The 16,806-nt window shown below is 48.5% G+C and carries 19 protein-coding genes and 1 pseudogene; 5 read left to right on the top strand and 15 right to left on the bottom strand.

The genetic code is table 11. The features are described 5' to 3' along the window. Positions 1-225 precede the first annotated feature (225 nt). The 5 genes and pseudogenes from KNQ13_RS14210 to KNQ13_RS14190 all read right to left on the bottom strand — a co-directional run. Positions 226-747 (bottom strand): annotated as a pseudogene (locus KNQ13_RS14210) (ParA family protein); the annotation flags it as partial. A gap of 37 nt (positions 748-784) precedes the next feature. Then, on the bottom strand, positions 785-1,468 hold the full coding sequence (locus KNQ13_RS14205) for a DUF3102 domain-containing protein (protein ID WP_209548484.1): 684 nt from the start codon (positions 1,466-1,468) through the stop codon (positions 785-787). Between the two features lie 76 nt (positions 1,469-1,544). Further along, the gene (locus KNQ13_RS14200) at positions 1,545-1,952 is read right to left on the bottom strand and encodes a ParA family protein (RefSeq protein ID WP_236624439.1); all 408 of its coding nucleotides are present in this window, start codon (positions 1,950-1,952) and stop codon (positions 1,545-1,547) included. A gap of 226 nt (positions 1,953-2,178) precedes the next feature. Continuing rightward, positions 2,179-4,191, bottom strand: coding sequence for a Na+/H+ antiporter (locus KNQ13_RS14195; protein WP_026831318.1), 2,013 nt, complete (start codon positions 4,189-4,191; stop codon positions 2,179-2,181). A gap of 81 nt (positions 4,192-4,272) precedes the next feature. Then, the gene (locus KNQ13_RS14190) at positions 4,273-5,160 is read right to left on the bottom strand and encodes a helix-turn-helix transcriptional regulator (RefSeq protein WP_026831317.1); all 888 of its coding nucleotides are present in this window, start codon (positions 5,158-5,160) and stop codon (positions 4,273-4,275) included. A gap of 83 nt (positions 5,161-5,243) precedes the next feature. Between KNQ13_RS14190 and KNQ13_RS14185 the strand changes: the two genes are divergently transcribed. After that, entirely contained in the window at positions 5,244-5,765 is a 522-nt protein-coding gene (locus KNQ13_RS14185) for a dihydrofolate reductase family protein (RefSeq protein ID WP_026831316.1), read from the top strand. 92 nt (positions 5,766-5,857) lie between these two features. On the opposite strand, the gene KNQ13_RS14180 is transcribed toward KNQ13_RS14185, so the two are convergent. The 4 genes from KNQ13_RS14180 to KNQ13_RS14165 form a co-directional block, all read right to left on the bottom strand. After that, positions 5,858-6,781, bottom strand: coding sequence for an NAD(P)-dependent alcohol dehydrogenase (locus KNQ13_RS14180; RefSeq protein WP_026831315.1), 924 nt, complete (start codon positions 6,779-6,781; stop codon positions 5,858-5,860). 113 nt (positions 6,782-6,894) lie between these two features. Next, entirely contained in the window at positions 6,895-8,115 is a 1,221-nt protein-coding gene (locus tag KNQ13_RS14175; RefSeq protein WP_026831314.1) for a cation:proton antiporter, read from the bottom strand. 3 nt (positions 8,116-8,118) lie between these two features. Next, the gene (locus KNQ13_RS14170; protein WP_026831313.1) at positions 8,119-8,619 is read right to left on the bottom strand and encodes a cation:proton antiporter regulatory subunit; all 501 of its coding nucleotides are present in this window, start codon (positions 8,617-8,619) and stop codon (positions 8,119-8,121) included. A 36-nt stretch (positions 8,620-8,655) separates the two neighbouring features. After that, positions 8,656-8,874 carry an AbrB/MazE/SpoVT family DNA-binding domain-containing protein gene (locus KNQ13_RS14165; protein WP_026831312.1) on the bottom strand — a complete coding sequence of 73 codons (219 nt, stop codon included), beginning with the start codon at positions 8,872-8,874 and terminating at the stop codon, positions 8,656-8,658. A 203-nt stretch (positions 8,875-9,077) separates the two neighbouring features. Between KNQ13_RS14165 and KNQ13_RS14160 the strand changes: the two genes are divergently transcribed. From KNQ13_RS14160 to KNQ13_RS14150, 3 genes are all read left to right on the top strand, one after another. Beyond that, positions 9,078-9,548 carry a DUF2975 domain-containing protein gene (locus tag KNQ13_RS14160; RefSeq protein WP_026831311.1) on the top strand — a complete coding sequence of 157 codons (471 nt, stop codon included), beginning with the start codon at positions 9,078-9,080 and terminating at the stop codon, positions 9,546-9,548. A gap of 84 nt (positions 9,549-9,632) precedes the next feature. Further along, positions 9,633-10,844 (top strand): MFS transporter, encoded by a 1,212-nt coding sequence (locus tag KNQ13_RS14155; RefSeq protein ID WP_236624438.1) that lies wholly within the window; start codon positions 9,633-9,635, stop codon positions 10,842-10,844. 32 nt (positions 10,845-10,876) lie between these two features. Continuing rightward, the gene (locus KNQ13_RS14150) at positions 10,877-11,539 is read left to right on the top strand and encodes a hypothetical protein (RefSeq protein WP_026831309.1); all 663 of its coding nucleotides are present in this window, start codon (positions 10,877-10,879) and stop codon (positions 11,537-11,539) included. A 42-nt stretch (positions 11,540-11,581) separates the two neighbouring features. Here KNQ13_RS14150 and KNQ13_RS14145 read toward each other — a convergent pair whose 3' ends face one another. Then, entirely contained in the window at positions 11,582-12,187 is a 606-nt protein-coding gene (locus KNQ13_RS14145) for a GNAT family N-acetyltransferase (RefSeq protein ID WP_026831308.1), read from the bottom strand. Positions 12,188-12,275: 88 nt separating this feature from the next. On the opposite strand from KNQ13_RS14145, the gene KNQ13_RS14140 reads away from it, so the two are divergent. Then, positions 12,276-12,746 (top strand): GNAT family N-acetyltransferase, encoded by a 471-nt coding sequence (locus KNQ13_RS14140; protein ID WP_026831307.1) that lies wholly within the window; start codon positions 12,276-12,278, stop codon positions 12,744-12,746. Between the two features lie 39 nt (positions 12,747-12,785). On the opposite strand, the gene KNQ13_RS14135 is transcribed toward KNQ13_RS14140, so the two are convergent. The 5 genes from KNQ13_RS14135 to KNQ13_RS14115 all read right to left on the bottom strand — a co-directional run bounded on the left by KNQ13_RS14135 (position 12,786) and on the right by KNQ13_RS14115 (position 16,601). Beyond that, on the bottom strand, positions 12,786-13,298 hold the full coding sequence (locus KNQ13_RS14135) for a hypothetical protein (RefSeq protein ID WP_051590537.1): 513 nt from the start codon (positions 13,296-13,298) through the stop codon (positions 12,786-12,788). A 33-nt stretch (positions 13,299-13,331) separates the two neighbouring features. Beyond that, a complete protein-coding gene (locus KNQ13_RS14130) occupies positions 13,332-14,042 on the bottom strand; it encodes a 5'-methylthioadenosine/S-adenosylhomocysteine nucleosidase family protein (protein WP_236624437.1) in 711 nt (236 codons plus the stop codon). Next, positions 14,033-14,530 (bottom strand): hypothetical protein, encoded by a 498-nt coding sequence (locus tag KNQ13_RS14125; protein WP_026831304.1) that lies wholly within the window; start codon positions 14,528-14,530, stop codon positions 14,033-14,035. The genes KNQ13_RS14130 and KNQ13_RS14125 overlap by 10 nt, the downstream gene beginning before the upstream one ends. A 167-nt stretch (positions 14,531-14,697) precedes the next feature. Beyond that, complete coding sequence (bglA, locus tag KNQ13_RS14120; RefSeq protein ID WP_026831303.1) at positions 14,698-16,158, bottom strand: 6-phospho-beta-glucosidase BglA; 1,461 nt, start codon at positions 16,156-16,158, stop codon at positions 14,698-14,700. 26 nt (positions 16,159-16,184) lie between these two features. Then, positions 16,185-16,601 (bottom strand): PTS sugar transporter subunit IIA, encoded by a 417-nt coding sequence (locus KNQ13_RS14115; protein WP_483297467.1) that lies wholly within the window; start codon positions 16,599-16,601, stop codon positions 16,185-16,187. Positions 16,602-16,806 lie beyond the last annotated feature (205 nt).

The raw sequence follows: 16,806 nt of genomic DNA, 5'->3' as shown, positions 1-16,806 counted from the left end.
TTTGTGTGGTAACTCTATTCTACACGAGGTCGTTATGGGTTTTTTTGTGTTTTCAGCTAGGTGTTGCACTTAATATTACAATTCGTCACATTAAAATCTGGCTTTTTTCCAATTTTTAAAGGTTGTAATATAGGTTCGTTCCAAATTGTACGTACTAATTTGTCATAACTTTCTTCAAATGAACTTAGATCTGAAATTTCTATTCCTAATGTACCATTTAAATAATCAAAAGGCGGCAATATGGATATCTGCTTTGTAACGTTTCATTTCCTCTATTTCCTCAGGAGCGGTATAAACAGCATCCATCGAAAATTTTTGCATTTGAACCGGCATGATGATTCGATCCTGTGCGACAAGTGCGCAACGCGCATATGGATTTAACGCAGAAGTGGATCCTGGACAATCGATCAAACAGATAACAAAGAACTCTTCTAGACGAGCTAATTCTTCGCTTAAACGATACTCATATCCTAATTGACTCGTCAGTCCTGTTGGGGATGCTGATCGACGTGTAGGTACTAAATGAATCGTGCCGTTCTCATATTCACACGTGACAATGACGTGTTCAATCGGCACATAAAATGGATCATGTTCTTCCATTAAACAATCAAGAAGTACTTTTCCGTCGTAATCATCTGTCAAGCCAAGATCGTTTGTGGTTGAAGCCTGATCATCGGCATCGATGACGAGGACACGTAGTCCTTGTCGTGCGTATACATGGGCAAGGTTAATCGTCGTCGTCGATTTTCCGACGCCCCCTTACGATTGTATAATGCGATTTTCTTCACTGTTCTTCCTCCCCTTCTAGCTGATCGGTATTCTGATCATTCTCCACAATGTCACGGCTGATCGTGTCTTCTATTATGTTTGAGAGGTACTCACTAATGCTGAGTCCTTTCGCACTCGCCATCATCCGAATACGTTCAGATGTTTCTGTTGGCACTCGCGCCGAGACAACCGTCGATGCCACCTCTTTCTGGCGAAAAGCACGTACTTTTACACCAGACGTACTAGATCGATTGGCACGAATCTCTCGAACGGTTGCTTGCTCAATTGGCTTGCGTCCCTCTTCTACAGGAAGACCATGTAGCACAACATCTTCCGGATCCTCGACATACATCAATTCAAAGATTTTTGAAGCCGGTAAGGTACCCAGTGACTCTTCAAAGGTGTCATAGGCCTTAACGTAGCGTGAGGCAAGCGAATTTGAGAAGCTGACGACATCTAAAAAATTTCGCCATTCTTGCTTATCATGCATTTCCAATCGAGCGATTGAAAGACGTTTCCCAATTTCAAAGACTGAGATGGTTTGAACCTTGGCTAGCTCTTTTATCTCAACCGCAAGATTTTCAAGATCACGCGAGACCGGTAACTTTTGCACAACAGATCCGATATCGGTTAAACCACTCCGGTAAGGATGTTGCTCTTGCGGCTTTACTTTATGAATCTGTTTATTCCGTGCCTTCATGTTGATTGCCTCCGGTCATGTGACGTGCAAGTTCTCGAAACGGTAGCGCCAGTTCTAGTCCTTCCTTTGACTTGTATTAAAGAACACTTTTCCCATTGTCTGCTGCTTTCTCAATAAAGGCAGCTCGACGAACGGCCGGAAGAACGGCAAGATTCTCCGCATGTGCTAACTGCTTCATCGCCTCTACATATTCCCGATCTCCTTTTAAACCTAAATCGATGGCAACTGGCATAATACCTGTTACGTCGAGAGTAGCATTATAGAACTTTTTCACCTGACGAATGGTGCGAATGGTACTACCTAATTGATCGAATACGAGTTTCTTTGGCATAAAGGGTACGACTACATGATCCGCACATGACAGGACCACTTTTGACAGTTCATTAATAGAAGGAACTGAGTCCAAGATAATCCAGTCAAACTCCTTTGCAAGCGGAGCAAGCATGTCTTTCAACAAGAAACTCTTGTTTTGTTTCGAAATCAAATTGATGAGTCGTACATTCCTTTCATTTGAAGGGGGGAAGACTGATATTATATTTTCACATCAAATAAGACTTCTTCAATTGCGAGACGTTTCGCCTGTGCGTCATACAGTGTCACAACAAAAGGAAAAGGGAGGAAGATCCCCGGATTCACCCTGGAAATTTCCCTCCCTTTGTTCAGTTTAATCAAGAGACATCTTCACTTATGAGTCAGCCCCATTTTTTAGCTCACTCGACGTACTCATAGAGAACGACACTTTCAATATAGTGGATGAACCGACGTAACTCTTTTTCTTCTTCGCCGGACAAATCGCCTTCTTTTGACATCGAAGCGATTTCCTGGCGCTGGACTTCGATTGCCCGCAGACAAAGTTCTTCTTTTTGTTGATCGACATCGGCTTTTCCACCGACCGGTGACGACCAGCGCGTATGCTTAAACCGTAACCGTTTGTAGAATTCAAGCACACTTTGAACGACATCGGGCGGATAATCGCCGCGGCATCCTTCGAGCCGGGTGATGACTCCTGTCATGACCTGTTCGTACAGCTCATGCTCGACCTGTGTCAAGTGAATCAATTGATCGGATGACATGTTCGACCGTTTCCGTTTCCATAAAATTTTCCGGATCGGTTGCAACAGACGGAAACGGGCTTCCTTATCAATGGCTTCGCGCCGGTTATCGATTGACCGGAAGACTTCTTTTTTCAACTGGTCCGGTGTTTTGTGCTCCTGCAGGAACTGCTTCGTAAAGTTGCGTTCCCACTGGACGGCCTCAAGCCGCAGTTTTTTCAGCTGTTGGTTGAAATGGGTTAATTCTTCCTCACTTTTCTCCTGTGCCCGTAGCAGACGCAGCATGACATGATATTCATTTAATAAATCAAAGGCGACGGTCGAGTTTTCTTCCTGCACGACCTGTTTGATTTCCGTGATCGCCCGTTTGACCATCCGCTGTTTATACGAATTCAAATCGAGTTCCGGCTGGGCATCGGCCTCACCGCGGTTGAGCAACGGTAAAAGGATTGTCGCGAGAACGAGTGTGAAGATGATGACACCGGCCGCGAGGAAAATGATCAGCGACCGTTCCGGGAACCCTTCTCCTGATTCGGTTACGAACGGTAATGACAAGACCCCGACCATCGTAATCGTTCCGCGGACGCCGACGAGTGTCGTGATGACATCCTGCTTAAACGACGGTTTGCGGTGATCCGCTTTTTTCAGGAAGCGATGGTCGAACCAATTGAAGAACATCGTCCAAATCAGACGAATCAACAGAATGACCGTTCCAATTTCAATAACGAACGACATCAGACGCCAATTGTTGATCGCATCATCGGCAAAGATTTCGCGTGTCGCTTCCGGTAACGTCAGACCGAGTAACAGGAAGATGATCCCGTTCAGGATATAGGCAATCATCGTCCAGATGTTGTCGGTCAACGTCTGTTCCTGGGCAAAAAACGTTTCCGTCCGCTCTTTAATCAAGGCATGGAGAATACCGCCGGTCACGACTGCGATAACGCCGGACGCATGCAAGATTTCTTCTGCCACAAAAAAGATGATGAACGGTGTCAGGATTTGCAACAACGCATAAAAAACGACATCTTCAATTCCTGTCCGCCGTAATTTCATCTTCAACCAGTTCATCGCGACACTGATGGCGAGACCAACGACTGCTCCGACAGCGAACATGTAGACGAATTCCGTCGTCGCCTGTTGAATTGAAAAGTAACCGGTGACGACGGCTGCGACTGCGTAACTGAAGGCAACAAGTCCTGACGCGTCATTGATCAACGACTCTCCCCGGACGAGATTTAAAATCTGTTCCGGAATCTGAACCCGTTTCGCGATCCCGTTGACGGCAATCGGATCGGTCGGCGACAGGATTGCAGCGAGCGCAAAGGCCGCCGCAACCGGAATGACCGGTACGAGCCAGTTGATGAAGTATCCACCGATGACCGTCGTCAATAAGACGAGGACGATGGCATTACCGAAAATGGCAGCGCGCATCTTCCACAGTTCATCGCGCGGAAAATGTGAACTGTCGTTATAGAGCAATGGAGCGATGAATAATAACAGGAACCATTCCGATTCGACTTCAATCTTCAGTCCACTGATTAACAGCGCGGCAATCGTTCCGACGACAATTTGTATCAATGCCGTCGGAATGAAGCGGATGTAGTGACCGAGGACTTGCGTCAAGATGATTAAGGCAAGCATTAACAAAATGAGTGATAACGTTTCCATAGAAAACCCCTTCCATATTCAACTGTTTCTCTAGCTTTATCGTAACATAGTTTCTCACTGACTTAGGGGAATCCTCCCTTTTCAGTCTCTATAGAATGCGAGTAATTCCCTGGCCTGCTTTTTAATATCCTCCCGGAGTGCCAACGGTTCAAGCACCTTGACCTCCCGACCGAGTCCAAACAATTGCCGGCCGAGAAACGGTAATTCCGCAACAGGGACGGACCATGTCCGTTGTTCGTTGAGCGGTAAGATTCCTTCGAGCAACCGTTCCCCGAGTAATGTCAACTTCAAGCGGACCGTCACCTGTTCCCCCGCCTGCCCTTGTTGATCTGCCTCCTCGAATGTCATCCGTTCCGATGGGATAGCCGTCTCGGTCACCTGTTCCATCCGGTCAACGCGATATTGGCGCAATCCCCGGTCCGTTTGCGCAAGCAGATACCAACGGTTGCGCTCAAATGTCAGACCAATCGGATCAATGAGGATCGTCCGTCGACCGCTTGTCGTCTGGTAGACCATCTCCCCTTTGACTTCCGCTTCCATCAAACGCAATAAGTCACGTGTCAAGGGAGACGGTGGTGTATCCGGTCGTGCAAAACGGACCCGTCCTTTGAGACGGTCCAACTTGGCTTCGAGATCGGACGGCAGTTCGTGCAGATACCACTCGGCAAGATTGCCCCGCAACGCACCAAACGGCAAATCGGGAATCTGTCCGACCCAGTCGAGCATCAAAAACAGGGTGATGGCTTCCTGTTCCCGCAAGGCAAGCGGTGGCAACAAACGATTTGGTAAGACCCGGTAGCCACCAGCCGGTCCGCGTTCACTGTAGATTGGATACCCGTTCGCTTCGAGCTCAAGTAAATCCCGCTGAATCGTCCGTAAGGAAACCTCACAGGATTCCGCCAGTTCCCGTGCCGTCAGAAGTTGTTGCCGGTTCAGCAGACGCATGACTTTTAAATGACGACTTTTCATAAAAATCCCCTCTTTAATTACGACATCTTTTGTCATGATTATACCGTAGACTAAGTGTAGAACAAACAACAGGAGGAGTTACGATGACAAAAACCGTTTTATATATCGCCTGCAGTTTAGATGGGAAAATCGCCCGTTCGAACGATTCGCTCGATTGGTTGTTTGCTGTCGAAGGCGACGGTGACAATGGGTACGCGACGTTCATGGAAGACGTCGGTGCCGTCATCATGGGCCGAAAGACGTTTGACGAAGTCTTGGTGCTGAGCGAAGAGTATCCGTACCCGACCATCGACAACTACGTCTTGACCCGGCAACCGGGCAAACAGTCGGAACACGCAATCTACACGAATGAACCGCTCGATGCCTTAATCAACCGGATCGGTCCGACGATTGACGGTAAGATTTGGCTCGTCGGCGGCGGTGAATTGATTCAAGAAGCGTTACGGTTGCAACTGATTGATCAGCTCGAACTGGCGATCGCCCCGGTCGTCCTCGGCAGTGGAATCCCGCTGTTTCCGGAAGGGACGCTTGAAACCCGGTTCAACCTGACCGGTTGCCGTCCGTCCAGACAATTCATCATGGCAACGTATGACGTCTTAAGATGACCTGCTACGCAGAAAAACCTTTGAAACGATGCATTTAATCCATGCATGTGTTCAAAGGTTTTTTCTTGATGACGGCATTTCATTTTATCCGTTCAATCATGATCGTCGGCAACCGACACAATCACATTGCCGTGCTTCTGTCCGGAATCGACGTAACGGTGAGCGGCGACGATATCCTCAAGCGGATACACCGTATCGATGACCGCTTGGATCTTCCCTGCTTCAAACCACTCATTCAGCTGGGTTAAATCGTCCTTCAGTGCCCGGGCGACGCCTTGTCCGGCGACTGAACGAAACGCTCCGCCCGCCTTGACATGCTGGCGTGCCGTCCGTTTCTCCACCTTTCCGGACGCATCAAACACCGCGTCATACATCGTCAGCGCAGCATCGTAGTCCGGTTTTGTATAATCGACGACGATGTCCGCGCCAAGACGTTTGATCATCTCAGCATTCCGCCCGCTACAGACGCCCGTCACATGAAGACCATATTCTTTCGCAATCTGGACAGCGATCGAACCGACGGCTCCGGACGCCCCGTAAATCAGGATGGTCTTTGCCTGCTCGAGGTTCAGTTTCCGGAAAAAATGCAGAACGGTCGTTCCGCCAAACGGAAGACTGGCTGCTTCTGCAAAGCTTGCGTTGCGCGGCATCTGCTGGACACACTTGTTTTCCTTGATACAGGCATATTCGGCATACCCGCCAAAACGCATTCCGGTCAGGGCGTAGACACGATCGCCGACCTTGAAGTTTTTTACACGGTTACCCGTCGCGACGACTTCACCCGCTAAGACGACTCCTAAAATCGGCTGTCTCGGTGCTTTCCATCCGACGACGAGACGCATCGGGAGCTTTCCGGCTGCCGGGACGTCGAGCGCCCGCAGACGACGGTCCCCGGAGTGCACGGCGGAAGCATGTACCTGAATCAGCAGATCAGATTCTTTCGGGACAGGCTGTTCGACCTCTTGTAACTTCAATACATCCGGCGGACCATAAGCAGTACAAATGACGGCTTTCATTGTATCCCTCCTCAAGCAGATTTGTTACTAATAGGAATACGACAGTGAAGTCATGAAAGCCTGCTTGTTTTGATCAATAGGTGAATCCATCAGCGTTCTATTTTCTCAAGCAATCAAGATTTAATTTTCGTTTTTTTCGGTTTCGGTTCCGTCCATTTAAAGATACCGTTCATGAAATTAAAGATTCGTTTCGATTCTTTTGTCATAAGTGGTCCGAGGATGGCCAGAATCAACACGTACAGGGCCGAGAACGGCGACAGGATATCCATCAGTCCGCCGGCGATCCCGAGATTCGCAACGATGATTGAAAACTCACCACGGGAGACGATTGTCAGACCAATGTTCGATGACGCTTTGTGCGACAGTCCGGCTCTGCGTCCGGCAATCATGCCGGCGACGTAGTTCCCGACAATCGTGATGACGACGGCACCAAGTGCGAGCCAAACGGCATCGAGCAGCATCGTCGGATCAATGCTCAGTCCGAAACTGAAGAAGAAAATGGCACCGAAGAAATCACGGAACGGAACGACGAGGTGTTCAATCCGCTCCCCTTGATCCGTCTCCGAAAAGACGAGTCCGAGCAGTAAGGCTCCGATGGCTTCCGCGACATGAATCGTTTCTGAGAAACCGGCGACGAAAAACAATGACGCAAAGACAACGATGATGAAAACTTCATCGGACGCAATCTTTAGCATCCGGTTGAGGAGTGGTGTTGCTTTCCTTGCGATGATGAAAAACAGCAACATGTAACCGAGGGCAATCAAAATTGAGGTTAACGAACCGAGTAAAGTGGTCCCGCCACCAAGCAGGAGTCCGGACAAGACGGACAGGTAGACGGCGAGGAAGATATCTTCGAACATGATGATGCCGAGAATGAGTTCCGTTTCCGTATTCCCGGTCCGGCGCAAGTCGACCAAGACTTTCGCGACGATTGCACTGGATGAGATCGTGATGATTCCGGCGATGATCAGTACTTCATATAACGGGAAGCCGGCGATGAACCCGTACAGCAAACCACCGGTAAAATTGATCGAGAGATAAATCGTTCCACTCGTGACGATTGATTTTCCCGACCGGATCAACTTACCAATCGAAAACTCCAGTCCGAGATAAAATAACAGGAACAGGACACCGATGCGTCCGAGGAAACTGATGAACTCTGCACTTTCAATGAACTTGAAGTCTAGTATCCCGATTGTCGGAGCGTGCGGCCCAACGATTATTCCTAAGATAATTAAAAACGGAATAATCGAAAAATTTAATTTATTCGCAAGCAATGCTGCGATCGCCACTAAGATAAGCGCGGTACCGACTTCAAATATTAAATGATCCATATATTATCCGCCTCCTTCGATGGAGAATAGGGCTTTCGTGATATGGCGGATATATTGACGTTCACCGGACAAGACGATCGTATCGCCTGCTTCAAGACGTGTATCCGGTCCCGGATTCAATGATTTTGATTTATCGTGTTTCAAAACAGCGATGATCGAGATGTCATACTGATTACGAACATCAAGTTCACCGATCGTCCGATTGTTGACGGTTGAATCCTCACCGATCTTAAACCATTCGATGACAAGATCGTCAAACGCCAGTTCAATTTTTTCGAGATCTTTCGGTTTGTACGCAAGGCCCCCTAAAATACCAGCCATCTGCCGTGCTTCCGCATCGTTGAATGTCACGCTCGAGATGCTCTCATCAAAATCGTCGTCGTCATAATGGTGCATTTCCCGGCGACCGTCGTCATGGACGATGACGACCACCTTGTCTCCTCGAGTTGTGATGCCTTCGAACTTCCGTCCGATTCCCGGTAAATCCACTTCGCGCATATCCATGTGTAGTTCCTCCTTTGAATTGGTCAATCGATTGGTTTACAAATGATGATTGGCTTTCTGGATGAGTGCCTTGAATTTTTCGTCACTCAATATATCTTGAAGGTCATGCAGCTGTTTTAAATCCGCTTTCGCCATGATGACAAACCCGTCTTCCTCGATGAATGCAACGCGATCTCCTTCCTCCACCTGTAACGCTTGTCTGATTTTTTTCGGGATCGTAATCTGTCCCTTGGACGTCAACTTGGATAGCTCCATTCCGAACTTCCTTCTTTCTTTTTCTGATTTTCCTTACTTCCTTACTTTTCTTATTTCTAGCATAACATACTTCAAGTTTAATTCCGAGTACTTTGCTTTGAATTAATAAAAAAGAATCGATTCCCTCGCTTAAATCCGCCTTCAGACGGGCAATCTTTCATGTCGGTTGTTCTATACTGACAGAAAGAAAGGAGGGATTGATCATGAAAAAATGGCGTCTCATTTATTTGCAACTGGTTTTCACTGGAATGCTGATTGGTTTGTTCGGATTAGCAGGAGTCGCGATTTCCCTGTTTATTAAAAGAGCACAAAAAGGATTCTCACTGGATATTTTACTGGATAAACCGGGTTATTTTATTTTGATGGCGGGACTATTAGCATTCATCCCTTGTCTGATTGCCTTCATCCATATCTTGAAAATTCTTCGTTCCCTCAAATCGAACGCAACCGTTACACCGATTGCCGCTTCATTCGGGATCATCACAACGTGTTTTTATATCATCAGTGCCGTCGCACTCTGTTTATTTCCTGTCATGTTCATCGTCGCCGACCGTGATGATGCGCCCGGTCTCATTCTTTTTGCTTTCCTGCTGATTTTGATCCCCTTTACATTCAGCGTAATCAGTTCGCTTCTACAGTCACTTCTACAGAAACCGGATTCACGTCCTGAATAAGTAATTGAATTCTCGTATAGCACATCATCCACACTTCCTGTATACTTTTGGTAAAATATGTATGACTAAAGTAGGTGGACTATCGTGTCTCGCACTTCAACGCTACTTCTCTCATTCGGTATCTCCCAGTTCGGAGATTTTGTGTATTTAGTCGCCATCAATGTCTACCTCTATCAGCTGACCGGATCAGCCGCTGCCGTCGCCGGTCTTTGGATCATTGGTCCACTTGCCTCCCTGTTCATGAAATTTTGGGCCGGCAGCGTGATTGACCGGGTCGATGTCCGGCGATGGTTGATTGGAACAGATGCGATCCGTGCACTGCTCGTTGCCTTAATTCCCCTGATTTCGACGTTACCGTTGATTTACCTGACGTTGTTCGGACTGGCGCTCGTCAAAGCGTTTTTTGAACCAGCCGCAATCAGTTATCTGACGCAAATCGTCCCGGAAAACAGCCGCAAATCGTTTAATGCGTACCGGAGTCTGATTACATCAAGTGCTTTTTTGATTGGTCCGGCCATCGCCGGATTATTGTTGCTTATCGCAACACCGGGAGTGGCTATCTGGATCAACGCGGTGTCGTTCCTCGTATCCGGTCTGTTACTGCTTACTTTGCCGTCTATTCCGCGCGCAGCATCTACTCCAAAACTACAGGTCGGGGATCTCGCAACAGATTGGCGGACTGTGAGCCGCTTCAGCCGTACCAATCGTTTCGTTTGTCTGATTTACATACTCGGGATTCTGTCCATGAGTCTCGCTCTCGCGATGGATGCCCAGGAAGTCGTGTTTCTACAGACAGTCGTCGGTCTGACCACAACCGATTACGGACTTCTGATCAGCATCACGGGAATTGGTTCCGTCCTCGGTGGTCTGACCGTGGCACGTTTTGCGAACCGGCTGTCGCTCAAGGCATTACTCGTCAGCGGTTATCTGTTTGTTGCGCTCGGTTACTTACTTTATGCGACTGCCGACTCATTCCTGATGGTGACGGTCGGATTTTTGTTACTCGGCTTTTTTAATACGTTTTCCGGAACCGGTTTCCTGACGTTTTACAAAAACAATGTCCCGCACGATTTGATCGGGCGCTTCACGAGCCTGTATGGTCTTGGTCAAAGCCTGGTTCAAATCCTGTTCATTTTAGTGATTGGTTTTACCGGTGATGTGCTCCCGCTTCGGTTCAGCATCATCGTTGCCGCCGTCCTGCTTGCGGGACTGAGTGTCGTGCTGATTGTTAGTGTTCTGCGATCAAACAAGGAAGCATTTTTCCGCGAAGATCAGACAACAAAACAAATTTCTTAATTCCTACACTACTTATAAGGATGTGCTCCACTATGAAAATTTTAATCGGCCAACCCAAACAGGAAACCCAACTCGAACAATTACGACGTGAGATTGCCGCCTATCCGGACATCAATCTCCTTCTCTATCCGGAAGGGTATTGCCGCGAGACAGATGTCGCGACGTTGCGCCAGTTAGCAAAACAGTATGCGACGATCATCGTGACCGGTTACCGCGACGCAAACCGTTTGGACCGGGCACTGATTATCAATGCAGAAGGAGAGCTCCTGCTCGACCGGGCGAAGACACCGGAAGCGGGTCCGCTCTATACGCCGTCGACCGCCATCGTTGCCGGGCAAGCAGCCGGATATCTGCTTTGCCGCGAGATTTTTCTCGGATTGGATGGTCTGAAGCACGATACAGTGGATATCATCTTTAATCCAATCGGTGTCGGAATGTTTAGTGAGGAACAATACACGGACTGGTCCGGTGAAGCACAAAAAATCAGCCGCCAGCAATCAGCACTATTCATCGGAACGAGTCACGCCGACGGGTCTTACCGGAATTGCGGCTTCTCGATTCCGACGGCGTTTGCGTTTAACGCGAGCGGCGAAGCCATCTTCCTCTCAAAAGATGATCCGCGGACGCGAATTCTCGATACGGTGACGCATACGGTCGAATTCGTGGATGCTTCATCCGTTGAACAGACGATCTAATCAAAAACCCCCAAACCGGCGAACCGGATTGGGGGTTTTGACTCATTGATGTTGTTCCGTCTGTTGTGTCGACTCTTGACGCAATACGGTGTACTCCTCACGTAACATCGAATACATCTTGACGTCGTGAAACGCTTCTTTGATGAAGATCAATCGGCGCAACGTTCCCTCGTACGTCATGCCGACTTTTTCCATCACCCGGGCGGAACCGATGTTGCCCTCCATGCACCGGGCCTGGATACGCTCGAGTCTGAGTTCTTCAAATCCGAATACCATGACACGTGCGACGGCTTCCGTGACGATGCCTTTGCCCCAGAACTGACGCGATATCGCATAACCGAGTTCCGCTTGTTTAGTGTCATCGAGCAACAAATGGATGAAGTCAATCGTTCCAATCATCTTACCGGTTTCCTTCCAAACGATCGCCCATGGTGCTTCTTTCCCCTGTTCGTAGTTCGACAGGACGTAGTTCAGAAACTGTTCTGCCTGCTCAATCGTCTGATTGGCATTCCACGTCACGTATCGAGCGGTTTCCTCGTCTTGTGTATATTCGAATAAGTCATCGCGATCGCTTGCTTGAAGCGGCCGCAGGATCAATCGTTTGGTCTCAAGGACCGGTAAGTATTGGTAAAATTCCGTTATCGTCATGTCAGTTCCCTCGTTTCTTTTTACCATTATATAGAAAAAATAACAGGAATGCGATACAGTGAAAAAAATATATCCGGAGGTATGCATTATGATATTTCAAGCTGTCCCAATGACAGTTGATCAGGCAACTGCCATTCTGAAGTGGACCTATCCGCCGCCGTACGATTTTTACAATATGGAAACGTCGGAGGAGGCATATGCTGAACTGCTTGACGGTTCCTACCAGGCCGTCATCGCTCAAAAACAACTCGCCGGCTTCTTCTGTGCCGGCCGGTCCGCGCAAGTACCACCCGGTCGTTCACTCCATTTGTATCCAGATGACCACTTGGATATCGGGCTTGGCCGTCAACCTGAACTGACCGGACAAGGAACAGGATTTACGTTTTGTTCATTTGTCCTCGATACCGTCAAATCCCAGACTTCCTTCCCCTTCCGTTTGACCGTTGCGACATTTAACGAACGGGCGATTCACCTGTATGAACAGCTTGGATTTCGACGGCAAACGACTTTTTCGACTGCTCATGCCACGTTTCTCATCATGACACAATCTCATACGTAAAACGCCATTCCAATTTTATACCGGAATGGCGTTTTCCTGTTACTGCTGCCGTTTGTTCTTGACCGTTTCCACCGTTTGAAAGACATTCGAATACATGGCGGTAATATGTCCCTTCGTTTTAACATCGTTGTATAACCCGTATGTCCAAAACAAGGTCGTTTTCCCGTTCAAGTAACCGGCTGCATAATCCGTCGTTTCACCTGCTGCTTCCTTATAAGAAATCCAGTCCGCGATGAACGGCACGTGGCCCTTGTTCGATCCGATGAAAAATGTTGGAATTCTCATCTTCAGATAGATGTCAGCATACTCCCCTTGATCCGCTTCCAGTAACTTGTTCGGCATGATCAGTACAGCGTCGAACGTTGAAGCGATCTGCTTGCGATTCTTTAATTCACCGAACGAAATCTTCTTTAGACGGACGTTATCTTCCCGGACTTCCGGTGTTTTTCCGATATAGGCAATGTTCAACGGTTCACCCGTATACTGAGGAAAGTTTGGCTCGTTTGGCTGTCCGATCCCACATCCACCGAGCATGAGGGTCAGCGGAATCAAACAAAGAAGTCGTTTTTTTATATTGCCACTCCTTTAAATAAATAACGGAAGATACTCGTCAAAAATCCGCGTCATGACTTTTGGTGTGTTTTCGATGTAGACGTTGATCTGTTCCTGGTTCGACTGAAGCGGATCAAGATCCGTCTCATCCGTCGGAACATCCGAAATCCCTTTAATGATGATGCATTCGACATCATTTTTAAGACAGATGTAGGCAATTGCCCCGGCTTCCGTATCGGCAATCGTGATGCCGTTCTCCTGCAGTTCCAGATAATCTTTCCACATGACGACGGCGCGGTCCGCCGTTCCGATCGTCCCGGTCTGATAATCGTTCCCGTATTTCGCGACATCCATTTCAACGATGAACGACGGTTTAAGTAACGGCTCGACTTCCTTCACCGTACAGTCATATTGGACGGCACGATTCGGAATAATGATGTCGAGGACGTCAAACCGTTCGTCGATTCCGGCACACGTCCCGATGACAAGCACTTTTTGAAGCGGAAAATGCGCCAGCATGTACTGGTTTCCACCGACACCATTCACTTTCCGGACACCGGTACTGTAAAAGACGACCGGCGTCCCGTTGATTGTCCGACAAAAGTATTCCCCATACGGGTACGTGATCCGTTCCGTTTCTTGTACATGAAAGTAATCCAGCGTCGCCTCAAATTCCCATACCGTCGCGATGCTGACACCCACCATGAAGCGATTCTTACCAACCGTCTCCGAACTCAATCCCATTTTTCCTCTTCATCCATCCAAATACGCCGCTTCAAGTCAAACGTTTCTCCTTCGTCGTGGACATTAAAATAGGCTGGCAGTTGAACCCGCTCTCCGCCGGCTTGTTGCCAACACATGCCGAACCAATCCGCAAAGAGTTGTCGTTCCTGCTCGATCAAGATTTCTTCATTTTCTTCATGGAATACATCAAAGTCATCCGATAACTTCGGTGTGACGTGATAATACACCGCCTCGTCAAGCATCGATTTACTGCCGGCAAACCCCGGTGTCCCATCTTCTTCAAACACTTCATTGGCTTCTCGGTCCATCGAAAAGAACATGATTGATAGATCATGCCGCGATGGTTCGATAAACGCAGAAAAATCTAGCAGTTCGACATCCGGTGCAAAGGTTGCCCCCGCGATTGCCTTCAAATTGTTGACCAGCACGTCTGTGTGCTGCGCAAGATTCGTTTGGATTGAAGCTAAATACTCATCAACTGTAAACATAGGTATTACCTCCATTACTGTTCTGAACATCCTGTACTTGGGATGATATCTGGTTATCCATACAAATACTGGATACCACCTTCTTTATCATACGTCTTTTCGTTGTTCAGGCAAACTTTTTTTAGACACAAACAACCTCCACCCGCTTCGGATGGAGGTCTGTTTGATTAACGTTGTGCTGCTTTGTCATACGCCAAGTCTTGTCCGTTTGTCGCAATGACCTGTTTGTACCAGTCGAACGAATCTTTTTTCATCCGCTCCATTGAACCGTTGCCTTCATTGTCGCGGTCAACGTAAATCATGCCGTAGCGTTTTTTCATCTCACCTGTCGTAAACGACACGATGTCGATGATTCCCCATGGCGTGTAGCCCATCAATTCGACGCCGTCTTCCGTGACCGCTTCCGTCAACGCCTCGATATGCGTCTTCAGATAGTCAATCCGCGCTGCGTCATGAATCTTACCGTCTTCAATCGTATCGACGGCTCCAAAACCGTTTTCGACGATGAAGAGCGGGAGTTGGTACCGGTCATACAGACGGTTCAGGACGTAACGGAGTCCAACCGGATCAATCGCCCAGCCCCAGTCGCTCGACTGGATGTATGGATTCTCGACACCGTTCGCCAGTCCTCCATTGACGATGTTGCCTGTATTATTAACGGTCGCATCGTGCTTGACCGTCGTCGACATGTAGTAACTGAAGCCGATGTAGTCGACCGTTCCGTTTTTCAGGATTTCGTCGTCGCCGGCGAGAATCGGAATCTGATACCCTTCGCGTTCGAACTCTTTTAAGGCATAGTTCGGATAATAACCGCGTGCCTGAACGTCCGGGAAGAAATAGCGCTGACGCATCGATTTTTCCGCCAGCATGACGTCTTCCGGATGCGACGAGTACGGATAGATTGGGACGTGTGAAATCATCGCCCCGATTTGGAAGTCGGGATTGATTGCTTTTCCTTTCGCGACGGCAAGGGCACTGGCAATCAGTTCGTGGTGACCGGTCTGATACATGACTTCCATCGCGTTTTCACCCGGCTCGACTTTGACACCGGAGTTCGTCCAAAGGAACAACGGGTTTTCGACATCCATCTTGTTGTTAATTTCGTTGAACGTCATCCAGTATGTCACTTTGTCTTTGTAACGCGTGAAGCAGACTTCAGCGAATCGCTCGAAGAACTCGGCGACTTTCCGGTTGCGGAACCCGCCGTATTCACGGGCCAGATGCAACGGCATCTCGAAGTGCGACAACGTGATGATCGGTTCGATGCCGTGTTTTAACAATTCGTCAAAGACATCATCATAAAACTTCAATCCGGCTTCGTTTGGTTCCATTTCGTCGCCGTTCGGGAAAATCCGGCTCCAGCCGATCGACGTCCGGAGACATTTCAGGCCCATCTCGGCAAACAAGGCAATGTCTTCTTTATAGCGGTGATAAAAATCAATCGCCTCATGGTTCGGATAAAACGTGCCGTCTTCAATCGTATCAGTGATCCGGCGGGCCACCCCGTGTTCACCTGCCGTCATGACGTCGACGACGCTTGGTCCTTTACCGCCGGCGTTCCAGCCGCCTTCAAATTGATGGGCAGCCAGTGCCCCGCCCCATAAAAAGTCGTTTGGTAATGTCTTCATCTTCATTTCCTCCTTGTATCTTTCTGTTATTTGACGATCGTTAAAATCGCCGTATTGGCTTCGACCGTTTCGTGTTGTCCGACGATCACTTCCGCGTAACTCGACGCGTTCGTGACGATGACCGGTGTAATCGTCTGTAAGCCGTGCTGTTCAATCGCAGACGCGTCAAACGTCAACAAGGTTTGTCCGGCTTCGACACTGGCACCATCTTCGACATGTAACGTAAACGGCGTTCCGTTCAAGGCGACCGTCTCAAGACCGACATGAATCAAAACTTCAACGCCGCTCGTCGACCGTAGACCGATCGCATGTTTCGTCGGCGCAATCATGACGACACTACCGGAGAATGGTGCGACGACCGTGTTTGAAGTCGGTCGAATCGCGACACCTTGCCCCATTGCTCCCGATGCAAAAACTTCGTCCGGTACATCTGACAGTGGCACGACTTGTCCCGCGAGTGGTGCTTGAATCGTTTCTTCGTTCGTCAATGTCGCGCTGACTTCTTGCGCCGGCACCGGTGTGGCAGGTGTCGTTGTCACCGTGACGACTTTTTCTTCACGACGGTTTGTCAAATTAAGTGCAACACTTCTTCCGAGAAGACCTCGTATGCAGTTTTCCAGTTGAGACATTTCCGTGGTCTCCCATTGA

Source organism: Exiguobacterium sp. s128, assembly GCF_018618815.1.
Taxonomy (GTDB): Bacteria; Bacillota; Bacilli; order Exiguobacteriales; family Exiguobacteriaceae; genus Exiguobacterium_A; species Exiguobacterium_A antarcticum.
This window is presented reverse-complemented; position numbering and strand designations above follow the sequence as displayed.

Coding starts and splice junctions, on each gene's coding strand:
- KNQ13_RS14195 (WP_026831318.1), bottom strand. CDS start 4,191: ATGGAAACGTTATCACTCATTTTGTTAATGCTTGCCTTAATCATCTTG.
- KNQ13_RS14140 (WP_026831307.1), top strand. CDS start 12,276: ATGATATTTCAAGCTGTCCCAATGACAGTTGATCAGGCAACTGCCATT.
- KNQ13_RS14185 (WP_026831316.1), top strand. CDS start 5,244: ATGACAAAAACCGTTTTATATATCGCCTGCAGTTTAGATGGGAAAATC.
- KNQ13_RS14150 (WP_026831309.1), top strand. CDS start 10,877: ATGAAAATTTTAATCGGCCAACCCAAACAGGAAACCCAACTCGAACAA.
- KNQ13_RS14180 (WP_026831315.1), bottom strand. CDS start 6,781: ATGAAAGCCGTCATTTGTACTGCTTATGGTCCGCCGGATGTATTGAAG.
- bglA (WP_026831303.1), bottom strand. CDS start 16,158: ATGAAGACATTACCAAACGACTTTTTATGGGGCGGGGCACTGGCTGCC.
- KNQ13_RS14170 (WP_026831313.1), bottom strand. CDS start 8,619: ATGGATATGCGCGAAGTGGATTTACCGGGAATCGGACGGAAGTTCGAA.
- KNQ13_RS14165 (WP_026831312.1), bottom strand. CDS start 8,874: ATGGAGCTATCCAAGTTGACGTCCAAGGGACAGATTACGATCCCGAAA.
- KNQ13_RS14160 (WP_026831311.1), top strand. CDS start 9,078: ATGAAAAAATGGCGTCTCATTTATTTGCAACTGGTTTTCACTGGAATG.
- KNQ13_RS14145 (WP_026831308.1), bottom strand. CDS start 12,187: ATGACGATAACGGAATTTTACCAATACTTACCGGTCCTTGAGACCAAA.
- KNQ13_RS14190 (WP_026831317.1), bottom strand. CDS start 5,160: ATGAAAAGTCGTCATTTAAAAGTCATGCGTCTGCTGAACCGGCAACAA.
- KNQ13_RS14130 (WP_236624437.1), bottom strand. CDS start 14,042: ATGGGATTGAGTTCGGAGACGGTTGGTAAGAATCGCTTCATGGTGGGT.
- KNQ13_RS14125 (WP_026831304.1), bottom strand. CDS start 14,530: ATGTTTACAGTTGATGAGTATTTAGCTTCAATCCAAACGAATCTTGCG.
- KNQ13_RS14205 (WP_209548484.1), bottom strand. CDS start 1,468: ATGAAGGCACGGAATAAACAGATTCATAAAGTAAAGCCGCAAGAGCAA.
- KNQ13_RS14175 (WP_026831314.1), bottom strand. CDS start 8,115: ATGGATCATTTAATATTTGAAGTCGGTACCGCGCTTATCTTAGTGGCG.